At 34.9% G+C, this 12,864-nt stretch carries 14 protein-coding genes and 1 riboswitch; of the genes, 4 read left to right on the plus strand and 10 right to left on the minus strand.

Annotated features, from left to right (window positions below):
* Positions 1 to 66: 66 nt before the first annotated feature.
* Entirely contained in the window at positions 67 to 1,203 is a 1,137-nt protein-coding gene (locus tag D8M06_RS04740; protein ID WP_121203216.1) for a sensor histidine kinase, read from the minus strand.
* 145 nt (positions 1,204 to 1,348) lie between these two features.
* On the opposite strand from D8M06_RS04740, the gene D8M06_RS04745 reads away from it, so the two are divergent.
* Complete coding sequence (locus D8M06_RS04745; protein WP_121203217.1) at positions 1,349 to 1,999, plus strand: YigZ family protein; 651 nt, start codon at positions 1,349 to 1,351, stop codon at positions 1,997 to 1,999.
* A 47-nt stretch (positions 2,000 to 2,046) separates the two neighbouring features.
* Here the strand turns inward: D8M06_RS04745 and D8M06_RS19800 are convergent, their stop codons facing one another.
* The 4 genes from D8M06_RS19800 to D8M06_RS04760 form a co-directional block, all read right to left on the minus strand.
* Positions 2,047 to 2,196 (minus strand): hypothetical protein, encoded by a 150-nt coding sequence (locus D8M06_RS19800; protein ID WP_158591729.1) that lies wholly within the window; start codon positions 2,194 to 2,196, stop codon positions 2,047 to 2,049.
* A gap of 139 nt (positions 2,197 to 2,335) precedes the next feature.
* Positions 2,336 to 2,845 carry a VanZ family protein gene (locus D8M06_RS04750; protein WP_121203218.1) on the minus strand — a complete coding sequence of 170 codons (510 nt, stop codon included), beginning with the start codon at positions 2,843 to 2,845 and terminating at the stop codon, positions 2,336 to 2,338.
* 87 nt (positions 2,846 to 2,932) lie between these two features.
* On the minus strand, positions 2,933 to 3,256 hold the full coding sequence (locus D8M06_RS04755; protein ID WP_121203219.1) for a helix-turn-helix domain-containing protein: 324 nt from the start codon (positions 3,254 to 3,256) through the stop codon (positions 2,933 to 2,935).
* An 80-nt stretch (positions 3,257 to 3,336) separates the two neighbouring features.
* The gene (locus D8M06_RS04760) at positions 3,337 to 3,471 is read right to left on the minus strand and encodes an anti-repressor SinI family protein (protein ID WP_241558823.1); all 135 of its coding nucleotides are present in this window, start codon (positions 3,469 to 3,471) and stop codon (positions 3,337 to 3,339) included.
* A gap of 19 nt (positions 3,472 to 3,490) precedes the next feature.
* A riboswitch (cyclic di-GMP riboswitch) is annotated at positions 3,491 to 3,575 on the minus strand.
* 445 nt (positions 3,576 to 4,020) lie between these two features.
* Here D8M06_RS04760 and D8M06_RS04765 point away from each other — a divergent pair.
* The gene (locus D8M06_RS04765; protein ID WP_121203220.1) at positions 4,021 to 4,605 is read left to right on the plus strand and encodes a class D sortase; all 585 of its coding nucleotides are present in this window, start codon (positions 4,021 to 4,023) and stop codon (positions 4,603 to 4,605) included.
* Positions 4,606 to 4,668: 63 nt separating this feature from the next.
* Here D8M06_RS04765 and D8M06_RS04770 read toward each other — a convergent pair whose 3' ends face one another.
* Complete coding sequence (locus D8M06_RS04770) at positions 4,669 to 4,914, minus strand: helix-turn-helix domain-containing protein (RefSeq protein ID WP_121203221.1); 246 nt, start codon at positions 4,912 to 4,914, stop codon at positions 4,669 to 4,671.
* 480 nt (positions 4,915 to 5,394) lie between these two features.
* Here D8M06_RS04770 and D8M06_RS04775 point away from each other — a divergent pair, with 480 nt between their 5' ends.
* Both D8M06_RS04775 and D8M06_RS04780 read left to right on the plus strand, forming a co-directional pair.
* Positions 5,395 to 6,339 carry an LCP family glycopolymer transferase gene (locus D8M06_RS04775; RefSeq protein WP_121203222.1) on the plus strand — a complete coding sequence of 315 codons (945 nt, stop codon included), beginning with the start codon at positions 5,395 to 5,397 and terminating at the stop codon, positions 6,337 to 6,339.
* A 196-nt stretch (positions 6,340 to 6,535) separates the two neighbouring features.
* On the plus strand, positions 6,536 to 8,533 hold the full coding sequence (locus D8M06_RS04780; RefSeq protein WP_121203223.1) for a penicillin-binding transpeptidase domain-containing protein: 1,998 nt from the start codon (positions 6,536 to 6,538) through the stop codon (positions 8,531 to 8,533).
* A 184-nt stretch (positions 8,534 to 8,717) separates the two neighbouring features.
* Here D8M06_RS04780 and D8M06_RS04785 read toward each other — a convergent pair whose 3' ends face one another.
* The 4 genes from D8M06_RS04785 to adh all read right to left on the minus strand — a co-directional run bounded on the left by D8M06_RS04785 (position 8,718) and on the right by adh (position 12,763).
* Positions 8,718 to 9,161: an IDEAL domain-containing protein gene (locus D8M06_RS04785; RefSeq protein ID WP_121203224.1), complete on the minus strand. Its 444-nt coding sequence runs from the start codon at positions 9,159 to 9,161 to the stop codon at positions 8,718 to 8,720.
* Positions 9,162 to 9,343: 182 nt separating this feature from the next.
* Positions 9,344 to 10,381, minus strand: coding sequence for a hypothetical protein (locus tag D8M06_RS04790; protein WP_121203225.1), 1,038 nt, complete (start codon positions 10,379 to 10,381; stop codon positions 9,344 to 9,346).
* A gap of 102 nt (positions 10,382 to 10,483) precedes the next feature.
* Entirely contained in the window at positions 10,484 to 10,843 is a 360-nt protein-coding gene (locus tag D8M06_RS04795; protein ID WP_121203226.1) for a DUF779 domain-containing protein, read from the minus strand.
* 399 nt (positions 10,844 to 11,242) lie between these two features.
* On the minus strand, positions 11,243 to 12,763 hold the full coding sequence (gene adh, locus D8M06_RS04800; RefSeq protein ID WP_121203227.1) for an aldehyde dehydrogenase: 1,521 nt from the start codon (positions 12,761 to 12,763) through the stop codon (positions 11,243 to 11,245).
* Positions 12,764 to 12,864: the final 101 nt, after the last annotated feature.

Consider the following 12,864-nt stretch of genomic DNA (forward strand, 5'->3'; position numbering starts at 1 on the left):
ACTATAAGTTTTATATCAACATCTTATTTTTCTATTTCTTTTTCTTTTTATCTATTATAACGCTTATTAAGCATTATATGGAACTTGAATGGAAATTGCTGTACCTTTTCCAATGGCTGATTTTATAGTTAATTGACCATCTAGGATTTCCACTCTTTCTTTCATCCCAATTAGGCCAAATGATTTATCTTTTTTAACATTAGGTTCAAAACCTTTTCCATCATCTTTTATTATCATCCTCAAATGGTTACTCGCAATTTCCAATTTGACTTGTATGAACCTTGCTTCAGCATGCTTAATCGCATTTTGCAGCGCTTCCTGCATTAAGCGGAAAAAGGCAATTTCATACTTTTGATTTAAGCGTTTCTCTTTGCCCATCATAACAAAATCAATTTCTAGATTATTATACTCAGCAATAGTTGAAATATATTTTTTTATGGTAGGAACTAAACCAAGGTCATCTAAAGCCATAGGTCTTAAATCATAGATGATGCGTCTTACCTCATAGAGGGAGGAGCGAACCATTTCACGAATATCTCTCATCTCTGCTAAGGCTTTATCCATGTCTCCTTGCTGATAGACTTTTCCTATAATCTCAGAACGCAATAAAATATTAGCTAACATTTGAGCAGGTCCGTCATGAATCTCTCGGGAGATTTTTCTTCTTTCATCTTCTTGAGCTTCGATAATCTTCAAACCAAATTCCTGTTTTTCCTTGGCATCTTCTATCATTTCATTTACTTGTTTAAAGTCATCTTGTAAGTAATTGAGAATGACTGTAATTTTACTAGCCAGCCCTTCTGCACGTTCAATGGTTTTAGATAGATTAATCAGTCTTCTTTCCAAATCATCTCTTTTTTCACGTAGAGTTTTTTCTTCTTGGCGCAGCATTGCTAATTTTGTTTGCATTTTGTGTGTGTTTTCATAAACTTGACGTATTTCACTTTCAGAGTATCGATCAAAGTATTTACTTACTTCTGCTAAGCGTTGTCTGGAAAACCTCACCTTTTGATCGAGCTGATCGCCATTTTCTATATGCTGAATAACCTTATTTTTTGTTTCTCTCAGCTCAAGCAAAAGTCGTTCATATTCAGAACGAGCACCTTCACTTATATTGAAAATCTCATCCTTACTATGATCAACGACATCTATCATTTCATCAATGACATGATCTAAAGCTTTCTCACTAAATTTCACCGCCATCGTTTTCCACCAACCTATGATATAATTATACGTATATCCATTATTTTTTTATAGGGTACTTCAAAAAAAATATATTATCTGGGATAATATACCCCCTACGTTCCCATTTAAAACCTAAATCACCTTTGTAGGAGGAATTTATTTAATGTTATCTTACTATTATACCGTAAAACCAAATGGAAGCGACCAAATTATTATCCAAAAATCCAGATTTATTGGTTATGTACGAAGAGTTGAAACGGAAGAAGACGCACAAAAGTTCATTCAGGAAATAAAGAAAAAACATTATGACGCTACTCATAATTGTTCTGCATATATCATTGGAGAACATGATGAGATACAAAAGGCCAATGATGATGGAGAACCTAGCGGTACAGCAGGGGTTCCGATATTAGAAGTGTTAAAAAAACAAAATTTAAAAGATACTGCGGTAGTCGTAACTAGGTACTTCGGAGGAATTAAACTTGGTGCTGGTGGATTGATTCGTGCTTATGGTAGCACTACATCACAAGCAATAAAAACAACAGGTGTAGTGAAAAGACAATTAATGAAAGGATTCTCCATTACAATTGATTATAGTCTACTAGGAAAACTGGAAAATGTTATTCGTAATTCGGAACATATCCTGGAAACAATAAACTATTTGGAGAATGTTGAGTTTATTATATATGTGAAAGATGGAGATGAAGAAAAATTCAAGGAATGGATAATTGATTTGACTAATGGCCAAGCCCAAATTTCAGAGTTGGTTTCTAAATATGTAGAAACCGACGTAAAGGATTCCTCTCCAGAATAAAAGAAGAGAAGCAGTATTTTTCAACAAAAATGCTGCTTCTCTTCTTTTTAAACTTGTGTATTTCCACTCAAGCTTTGATTATTTGATAATTCTTTAACTAACTTTTGTATTAATTCTTCGGCAGATTTAATTTGGTGACTTTCCGTTTCATCAATTAATTGTTTTAACATCCTTTTGTATTTTTCCTGTTCTCCCATATAAGGATTACCCGCCTTTATTTGGATTTAATCGATCTTTCCAGATGAGTATAACATGTATATCCCGTTTTTTGTCGATATCTATCAATTGTAATGATAATATCATATTTTGTAGGAATATACTACTAACTTTTGTGATTTATTTTACAAATTTATCACTTTTTATAGTATTTTGTCTCCACCTGTGAAAAATAATGATAATTAAAACGGCAAATACAGCTCCAATACTATCTATAAATATGTCTCCAATATATGGTGTACGATTTGGTGTGATACCTTGATGCAGTTCATCTATAATAGCATATGCAATCGTCATAAAAAGTGAAAAGAAAATAACGGTTCCCATCTTAAACTGGGTAGTTTTCCGAAAAGCTATGTAGAAAAACAGAAGCAGAATAAAGAAAACAGTAAAGTGAGCTCCTTTACGAATGAAAAACTCAATCAATCCTTCCACACCCAATTCCTCTATACTCACGGTTGAATTGTTGTAGGTAAAATTAATCCAGTTTAAAACAGGTTTAAAAAACGAAAAATCAATATAACTGCCTAACATAGGTTTGATATCCTGTTCTTGATATGGAGTGGAAGAGGAGTAAAAAATTAGTCCCATCCACCCAATTGGCAATAGCCAGTATAATAATCTCTTCATAGTTCACCATTCTTTAAATATATTATTATAAATGTCTCACATATAAAAAACCGTCAAGCCCTTATGCTAAACGGTTCCTGCAAGAATTTAGTTATTATTCTTTCGCCATTTATTGAATTCCAGATACTCTCTAAATTGATCTTTCGTGACTCCAGAATCCATTGCTTCCCGGACTATTTCTACCCATTCATTATCTAATATTTTTTCATCATTATCATCTTCATTTATAAGGTCATTTACGGAGACACCTAATACTCCACTTATCTTTTCGATGAATTGAATGGACGGATTGGATTGAAGGTTACGCTCAATCGAACTTAAGTAAGATTTGGCAACCCCTGCTCTCTCGGCTAACTCGGATATGGACATTTTTTTATCTTGGCGTAATCGTTTAATTTTTTCACCGATCAAGTCCTCTCACCTACTTTCAATGAAGAATTATACCATAAACAGGTGAGGAGTTCTATATTAAGCACATCTTTTTTATAAAATTATTTATTTTCTTCTAATGACTTGTTTAAGAAGTTTCTTACCTCCCGCTTAGACATTCCCAATTCCTTAGCCTCTTTAATTAACTCTACCCATTCACTATCTAATAAGGTATTGTCTATAACTTTTTCCTCCAACTTACCTTCCCCCATTTTATCAGGTAATCCAGCCATCCTAGCCGATAAGCGTTAGACCTGTGATTTTGCGTCCTTATTTTTCAATAGGTTTGCTATTTTTCTGACGTTCCTTTTTATTAAGTATATTATACTACTACCCCTTCCCTATGTGCATGACTAGTTTTGTCGAATTAATTCTAGTTTTGTTATATTGGAAAAAAAAAGGTTTAATTAATTTCTGTAAGGGAATATTTATCATTATAATTTTTGACAACCAAACAGCTGTAGACCTGTATACATGTTCTAAGATGTACATACCATTATCCCTTTGTTCATTTTTAAATACCAAATCAGCCTCAATAAAGAACAATAATTCTAATTATAGCTCATTAAGCTTAAATGGATAAGCATAAAATAGAAGATTTCTCCGTATAAAAGATAATATTCTGTAGGTATTACTATCTATATCTTTTTTTATCAGATTGTTGCTTTTTATTGGCTGGAAATAATCCTTTTATCTAGAATCATATTTCTATATACTAAAAGTAGCAGATGAAGGAGTAAACATTCATGAAAAAATTAGCTATATTATTAATACTTGCTGGGGTCATCATTTTAGGGATTGGAAGTTATCAATGGATTACTACGGAAAATGCTCAAAAAAATAGCCTGATAGAAGCAAAAGAATTGTTAAAGGAAACTCCTCATAAAGAAAAAGATGTACACAATCAGAAAACAGGAGACTTTTTACCTCAAACAGGAGAGACAAGCGGCATTTTGCACATCCCCAAACTTAAGTCCGATCTACCTATCATAGAAGGAACGGACGAAGATGAATTGGATAAAGGTGTTGGGCATTACAAAGGTACCGCTTATCCAACACAAGGAGAACAAATTGTATTATCTGGGCATCGGGATACCGTTTTTCGGAGAATGGGAGAATTAGAACTTGGAGACATCTTAACGCTAGAACTGCCATATGGTGATTTTTCCTATGAAATTGTCGAAACACAAATTGTGGATGCTGACGATCGAACGATTATCAAACCTCAAGGAAAAGAAGTCCTAACCTTAACTACCTGTTACCCATTTAGCTTTGTAGGAAGTGCTCCTGACCGATATATTATTACTGCGCTTCCTGTCGAAGATAAATAAGATAAATCTCTTCCGAATGAAATATGTAAGGCATAAAACCGTTAAGACTGAAACTAAACGATTTTATGCCTTTGATTTCTTCCATGTCTCATCTATTTTAAACTTAACTTTTTCATCATCATTAATTAAGTCACATATTGAGATACCTAATACCAAACAAATCTTCTCGATAAATTGAATAGATGGATTGGTTTGTATATTTCGCTCAATAGAACTTAAATAAGACTTAGATACACTGGCTTCTTCTGCTAACTGTGATATAGACATCCCTCTTTCCAGTCGCACCCTTTTAAGGTTGTCACCAATCAAATCAGTTCACCTACTTTCTATCTTCAATACACAAAAATCCTGATAAATTGCTGAGAGCGACTACTTTTATTTAGTTTCTGCACTAGCCTTCATTAAAAAAGCCCTAATCTCTTCAATTGAGATTTCAAATTTCATTTACCGTACTTCACAATTTTTCCACGTCAACCCCCATCCTTGTAATAAGGATCTGATACTCAGAATATCTTCTATTTTCTCCTTATAACTATAATGTTCAAATTTATGCATTTAATTACATTCACTAATTAAGAACTAGTATCCTTAATTTTTAGAAAAGGTAAACTTTGTTCCGTGTATTAATTTATATGGTTTTTTTTACAATTTATATTTACCTGACTAATACACAAACTACACCTAACTTGTCATAGACGTTATTCATCAAATCAGTTATAATTTATACAGCAATTGCTAAAATATTCCAATGTTTGCAACATAAAATCATTTTTATAGAGGAGAATCCTTGTGGTTTCAAGAACAGATAAAAGAAAAGAGAAGAAAAAACGGAAATGGATTTACTGGGTAGGAGGAATCATTCTCGCACTAATATTGATTGTTGGTGGATATGGTTTTTATTTATGGAATCAAGTAGGAAATACTGTTGAAACGATGCATAATCCATTGGCTAGAGACGATAGCCCTGAAAGACAAAAAGAGATTGAAGGACGTTTTAAGCAGAAAGAAAGTGTTAATGCACTGTTACTTGGTGTGGACGAACGTTCAGGTGACAGAGGTCGTTCTGATACAATGATTATTTTGTCTTTAAATCCTGAAAGCGATTCCATGCTGATGCTAAGCATTCCAAGAGACACGTATGTTACAATTCCTGGACGCGGGAAGGATAAGATTAATCACGCTTACGCATTTGGTGGGACGGAATTATCCGTTCAAACGGTTGAAGAAACATTTGATATTCCCATTCACGTGTATGGCCGTGTAAATATGGAAGGTTTCCAGCAAGGGATTGATGCTCTCGGTGGAGTAACAATTAATAACAATTTCTCTTTCACGCAAGATGGGTCCAATTTTCCTGAAGGGGAGATTCGTTTAAATGGAAAGGAAGCTTTAAAATATATTCGGATGAGAAAGCAAGACCCTCGAGGTGACTTCGGGCGAAACGAACGCCAAAGGAAAGTGATCGCTGCTGCTATAGATCAGGCGGCGAGCTTTAATAGTATTACGAAGTTTGGTGAAATGCTAAATATCTTAGGTACGAATGTTCAAACAGATTTAGACATGGACAGAATACGTACACTATTTTCTAACTATCTTGGGACACGAAATAACATACAAACATTACAGTTAGAAGGTAGTGGGCAAATGATAGGCGGTATATACTATTACGTGGTACCTGATTCTGAATTTAGTCGGATAAACAATGAAATCACGAATCATATGGAAGGAAATTAAACCAATCATAATGAGGCTGAGACATAACTAAAGTGAAGGAATATTCCCATTCAATTTCTTTTCTTTTTTGGTCCCAGCCTCTTTCAATTCCTTGAATAGGTAACTATTCATAGTTAAAAACGAACAATACCATTTATTTAACCTCTTAATTTGATGTATAATGAAGTATATAGAACGTTTTATGGAGGGTTACAAAATGAAAAAGGTAATCTTTTTTTTACTCATTTTAGTATTTCTTGTTGCTTGCTCCAACGATAAAGTAACACCTAATGAACGCTTTGATAACTTTGTAAGTAATTGGAATAACCAGGATTTTGAACAATTATACGGTATGTTTTCTTCAAAAACTAAATCTGCCTTCTCAGATGAAGATTCTATACATAGAAAACAAAAGATATATGAAGATCTTGAAGTAACAAATCTTGAAGTATCTTTTAATCCACTAGAAGACGAAGAATTAGAGAAGGCAATGGAAGATGGCCTTGCAACCATCCCTTTCAACGTTAAAATGCAGACTTTCGGGGGACCAATCTCTTTTGATTATGAAGCAACACTAACTCAAGAAGGAGAAGAAGATGACGAAAATTGGTATGTACAGTGGGATCCTGGATTTATCTTTCCCGACCTGAAGGATGGAGGCCAAATTGGTATTCGTACAACGGAACCATCCCGAGGAGAAATATTAGACCGCAACCAAATGCCATTAGCATTAAATGATGAAGTGTATCTGGTAGAAATAGTTCCAGAAAAGTTAGAGAATCCTAAAGCCTCTGTAAAAGAGATTGCCAAACTGCTTGGTGTGTCACCAGAGTCTATAGATGATAAGCTTACTGCCGATTGGGTACAACCTGATTGGGCGGTTCCTATAACAAAAATAGTAGATGAAGAAGTGCAAAATAAACTACTAAACATAGCTGGAATTCAAATAAGGACAATTACTGGACGAATTTATCCTGCAGGTGAAGCTGCAGCTCATGTAGTCGGATATCTGCGAAATGTGCGTGCTGATGATTTTGAGGATTTTGATGAAAGTATGTATAGTGCAGACGATGTTATCGGTGCAAGAGGCTTAGAAAGATTATATGAGGAACAATTAAAGGGAGAACCGGGTGTCGAAATTTACATCACAAAAGAAGATGACGAAAAGATTACTCTTACAGAAAAAGAAGTGCAAAATGGAGAAAATATCGTTTTAACCATTGACATAAACATACAGGAAAAAATATATGATGCGTACGAGGCCGATGCAGGAACAACTGCGGCGATTAACCCGAAAACTGGGGAAACACTTGCATTAGTTAGCAGCCCAAGTTTTGATCCAAATGAAATCATGTACGGAACAACAGAAGATTTATGGAATACTTTAGAGAATGATGAAAAGCAACCATTAATTAATCGCAATATCTCCACGTTCTCACCTGGTTCTGCTATTAAACCAGTGACAGCCGCTATTGGATTGCAAAATGGTACCATTGATCCCGATGAGGGGTTGGAAATTAACGGATTAGAATGGGGATTAGATTCCTGGGGTGGTTATAAAGTTACAAGGGTTTCAAGTTCCAATGGACCTGTAGATTTAAACGATGCATTAACTCGGTCGGATAATATATATTTTGCTATGCAAGCTGTAGACATAGGTGCAAAAGAGTTTGTAAGTGGATTAGAACAATTTGGGTTTGGTGACGACTTACCATATGAATATCCAGTAACTGCATCATCCATATCTAACAGTGGGAATTTAGAGGATGAAGTACTGCTAGCCAACACTAGCTACGGACAAGGTGAATTACAAATGAGTGCCATTCATTTAGCAACAACTTATACCACTTTCTTAAATGACGGAAATATGATAAAACCGACTTTCTTTGTTAATGAAGACAAAAGTCAGGTTTGGCAAGAAGGATTAATTACACCAGATCAAGCTCAAGTTATACAAGATTCATTGCGTTCTGTGGTAACCGATGGTACAGCTAAAGCTGCTAACATTGATGACTTTGCTATATCAGGAAAAACCGGAACAGTAGAATTGAAAAAAAGTCTAGATGAACAGGGTGCTGAAAACAGTTGGTTTGTAGCTTATCCAACAGATTCCCAAGATATTCTAGTAGCCATGATGATTGAGAACACACACAAAGATAGTGCTGGAAATAAAGTGGAGAAAGTAACAAATATCTTAAAGGATGTAAAGAACTAAATGTTAAGATGAGGTTGGGACATAACGAAAGTGTAAGATTCAAAAGATATACCATGTAAGGAACAAGCGCAGGAAATAGACGTAACTTCTTGAAAAAGAAAATTCACTACTGTCCCATTCTCTTCTTTATTATTTTCACAGAAAAAAAGAAGCAAGTCTATTTGCTCGCTTCTTAAATATGGGTTTAAAGGTGTTTTAATAATTCATTAAAGGCCACTTCATCTCGTTCATCGAGTGCCTTATCTATAAGTCTCAAGACATTCATTTTCTCTAATTCATCAATAATGACTGCGCTTTCAATATTGTTTTTGTCATTCGTTTCTTGGTTTTCACGAATGTAATACGAGCCCGCAATAGAATGAAGTTGTTGCAAGAAATCGGGGAGGGTAATTAGTTTGGCCAAAGTAAGGTATACAACATCTTTACCATTTTGAAAAGCAAATTTTGCTTCCACATTCTCTACTTTCTGTGTCCTGCGGTTGATGCGGAATTCATTCGCTTCAATTGGAATAAACTGATAGTCTTTTTCATTAATCACTACGGAGAAATATTGGTATGCCAAAACAATGCGGACATACTCGTTATCTGTTTTAATGTAATAAGGCTTCAACATTTTAACTGTTACCATCCAATCCACCTCCCTATAGTATTTGATAGGAAACCTATCTAAATTTTCAGTTAATTAATTTTACATTAATTTGGTGAAAATATCAAGGGTGAAATTTCGAAAAGTTCCACTTTTTTTATTATGCAAGTTAAACGAAACAATAAAAAGGACAGTATCCTGTATTCTGGAACTGCCCCACTTCTTCATTTTTGAATGATTTGTTCCTTGAGAAATTCAGAGATATTAGTTATCTCTTTTTTGCTAAAACCAAATTTGTCTTCTATTTTCTCGAGATACTCCCCTGCTTTTTTCAGTTCCACTATACCTTGTTTCATATATGATTTATATTCCCTATTAACCTGATTAATCTGACTTTCATATTTTTCATCCGTTCCAGGTGTTACTGCTTCTTCATACACATCGATAACTTTTTCCCCTTCTCTATTCGGAAAAAATTCATGTGGATCGGTACTGTCAAAGATACATAAACCCAACTCACGTACAAGTACCATGTCCAAACTATTCGGATCAAAACTGCAGTGGTACAATTCCACACCGTACCCCTTATTCTCACAAGCTTTACTTACCTTTTTCATCAGGGTAGATTTCCCTGTACCTGCCCTGCCTTTTATATAGTAGACGGTTGAGATATTTTCAATAAGATGCGGTATTTCATTTACAACCCCATCTACGGTATTCGTACCAAATAAACGATGATATACTTTACTTTCAAACCTCTGTTTCTCTCGCTTTTCTACATGCTCTTGAATAACATCATCAGCAAGTTCATCTGCACGTTCAAAATCCATTTCATTAATATAGATTTTTTCTAGATCATCATGTACTTTTAATCCAGTTGCAAAATTTTTATAAGCTTCTTCATTGTAGTAAGTGAATTTTTCTTCCAAATCAGTATCTAATACAGGTCGATGTTTCATAAATAAACTGCAATCAATTTCTATGGCACCAGCTAGGTCTGGTGTTGAAATCCGGTCATTAATAATTGCCAACGACTTTTCCCGAATGATAACACCATCAAGATATTTTTTCCCTAGAGGACTGAGTAAAACTTCTATTTCTCTCTGTGACTTATAATAATCAATCATTTGATGGATTATGGATGTTTTCAAGGTATGTGACGGATGTTTTAGAATAATAACCTGATTTAGTTCCTCAACATTACTATGAATGTAATTAACGAAGCCTTCTGCTGTATTTGCACTTACATAGTATTTCTTCAAAAAGACACATCCTTTATTAAGTTCTGCTATAAATTATGATAACACTAGGCTGATGGTGAATCTTTGAATTTAGCATATGTGATCCTAAACTAGCATGTACGATTATCTTGAAGAGATTTCTTTTCTTTCCTCTTCTGTAAAAACTCGAGACCTAGTCAGGAACCGTTTTCCTTCTGGTCCTTCTAATGAAAACATTCCACCACGGCCATCAACTACATCAATGATAAGCTGAGTATGTTTCCAATAGTCATACTGATCTTTGGCTATATAAAATGGAGTATCTCCTATCCTTCCTAGTAAAACATCCGAATCACCGGTACGAAACTCATCCCTTGGATAACACATCGGTGAACTCCCATCACAGCATCCACCTGATTGGTGAAACATTAATGGCCCATGAAGATTTTTTAATTTACGAATTAACTCCAGTGCATCATCTGTAGCAATAACACGTTGAACCATGAGAATCCTCTCCTTTTTGTGGTAGTTTCAGATAGGTTCTTTCCATATACATTATTCTATATAAAAAAAGGAGCAATTCTTCACTAACAATTGCCCCTTCCGTATTATTAATTTACTTTTAAATCTAACTCAATAAAAGCTATGGCTTTTTAAAAGGCTTTTTTTCTTATAGTTTCTTGCTTTTTGAAGTACAGTTGATAGAAACTACTAATTTATTTAATACAGAATAGTTAGCTCTCGCTTTCACTTATGAATGTTTTCTGCTGGCAATCGCTCCGGCAGAATACTTCGCTTTCCGTAGCGGATCTATAGCAGTATTATGAATTAAAGATATCAACAGTCTATATAAAATGTAAGATAAAGTTATGTTAAAAAGCAATAATTTAAGAAAAGAGCCTTTTAAAATAATCCAGCCGCACTTTCGCTATAATTAATTAATAAATTTTTTGTTTGCTGATAATGGTCAAGCATCATTAAGTGATTTTCTCTTCCAATACCAGATTTTTTATACCCTCCAAATGCAGCATGTGCCGGATATTGATGATAACAGTTCGTCCATACACGTCCAGCTTCAATTCCACGACCAAATCGATAGGCTGTATTAATGTTTCTCGTCCAAACCCCTGCTCCTAAACCATATAATGTATCATTTGCAATCTCCAGTGCTTCATCTTTATCCTTAAATGTGGTTACAGAAAGCACTGGGCCAAAGATTTCTTCCTGGAAGATTCGCATTTTGTTATTCCCTTTGAAGATGGTTGGCTGTACATAATAACCGTTTACCAGCTCTCCTTCCAGTTTATTGATATTACCACCAGTAAGAACTTCTGCTCCTTCTTGTTTACCGATGTCTAAATATGAAGTAATCTTTTCCATCTGTTCTTTCGACGCTTGTGCACCCATCATTGTTTCTGTATCAAGTGGGTGACCAATTTTAATTTGTTTCACACGTTCAATAGCTTTATCCATAAAGTCATCATAAATGGATTCATGAATAAGCGCTCGGGACGGACATGTACAAACTTCCCCTTGGTTTAAAGCGAACATCACCATTCCCTCTACCGCTTTATCTAGAAAGCCATCATCTTTATCCATGACATCTTCAAAAAAGATATTTGGTGACTTCCCACCGAGTTCTAATGTTACTGGAATAATATTTTCAGATGCATACTGCATAATTAAACGACCTGTTGTGGTTTCACCCGTAAATGCTACTTTTGAAATTCCAGAATTTGTTGCTAGTGGCTTTCCAGCTTCCACTCCGAAGCCATTAACAACATTTAAAACTCCTGCTGGTAACAAATCTTGAATTAATTCTAGTAAAATATGAATGGATGCTGGCGTCTGTTCTGCTGGTTTTAATACGACACAGTTACCAGTTGCTAAAGCAGGTGCTAATTTCCAAGTAGCCATAAGTATTGGAAAGTTCCAAGGAATAATTTGCCCTACGACTCCAAGTGGTTCATGGAAATGATAGGCTACCGTATCTGGATCGATTTGACTAATGCCACCTTCTTGTGCACGGATGGTACCAGCAAAATAGCGAAAATGATCAATAGCTAGTGGTATGTCTGCTGCCAGTGTCTCTCGAACGGCTTTTCCATTATCCCATGTCTCAGCAACTGCTAACTTTTCTTTATTTTCTTCCATTCGATCAGCAATTTTATTTAAAATATTTGATCGTTCAGCTACCGAAGTTTTCCCCCATCCATCTTTCGCTGCATGGGCCGCATCAACTGCTAGCTGAATATCTTCTTTTGTTGACCTGGCTACTTCACAAAACACTTCTCCTGTTACCGGTGTAACATTAGTAAAGTACTGCCCTTTAACAGGTGGCCGATATTCACCACCAATAAAATTATCATAGCGTTTTTCAAACGAAACGATAGAACCTGTTGAATTAGGATTACTGTACCTCATTCATTACTCCTCCTTAGATATACAAGTTACTATGTAATTCAAAGCTGCCTCTATTAAAACTTATTCCTATATTCAAGAACTATTACTTCAGACAACAAAAA

Source organism: Oceanobacillus halophilus (assembly GCF_003628505.1).
In the GTDB taxonomy this organism is placed as follows: Bacteria; Bacillota; Bacilli; order Bacillales; family Amphibacillaceae; genus Oceanobacillus; species Oceanobacillus halophilus.

What these genes read in the sequence shown, in the direction of transcription:
- D8M06_RS04740 (WP_121203216.1), bottom strand. Translation starts at nt 1,203, where the DNA reads ATGGCGGTGAAATTTAGTGAGAAAGCTTTAGATCATGTCATTGATGAA.
- D8M06_RS04745 (WP_121203217.1), top strand. Translation starts at nt 1,349, where the DNA reads ATGTTATCTTACTATTATACCGTAAAACCAAATGGAAGCGACCAAATT.
- D8M06_RS19800 (WP_158591729.1), bottom strand. Translation starts at nt 2,196, where the DNA reads ATGGGAGAACAGGAAAAATACAAAAGGATGTTAAAACAATTAATTGAT.
- D8M06_RS04750 (WP_121203218.1), bottom strand. Translation starts at nt 2,845, where the DNA reads ATGAAGAGATTATTATACTGGCTATTGCCAATTGGGTGGATGGGACTA.
- D8M06_RS04765 (WP_121203220.1), top strand. Translation starts at nt 4,021, where the DNA reads ATGAAAAAATTAGCTATATTATTAATACTTGCTGGGGTCATCATTTTA.
- D8M06_RS04780 (WP_121203223.1), top strand. Translation starts at nt 6,536, where the DNA reads ATGAAAAAGGTAATCTTTTTTTTACTCATTTTAGTATTTCTTGTTGCT.
- D8M06_RS04785 (WP_121203224.1), bottom strand. Translation starts at nt 9,161, where the DNA reads ATGGTAACAGTTAAAATGTTGAAGCCTTATTACATTAAAACAGATAAC.
- D8M06_RS04795 (WP_121203226.1), bottom strand. Translation starts at nt 10,843, where the DNA reads ATGGTTCAACGTGTTATTGCTACAGATGATGCACTGGAGTTAATTCGT.
- adh (WP_121203227.1), bottom strand. Translation starts at nt 12,763, where the DNA reads ATGAGGTACAGTAATCCTAATTCAACAGGTTCTATCGTTTCGTTTGAA.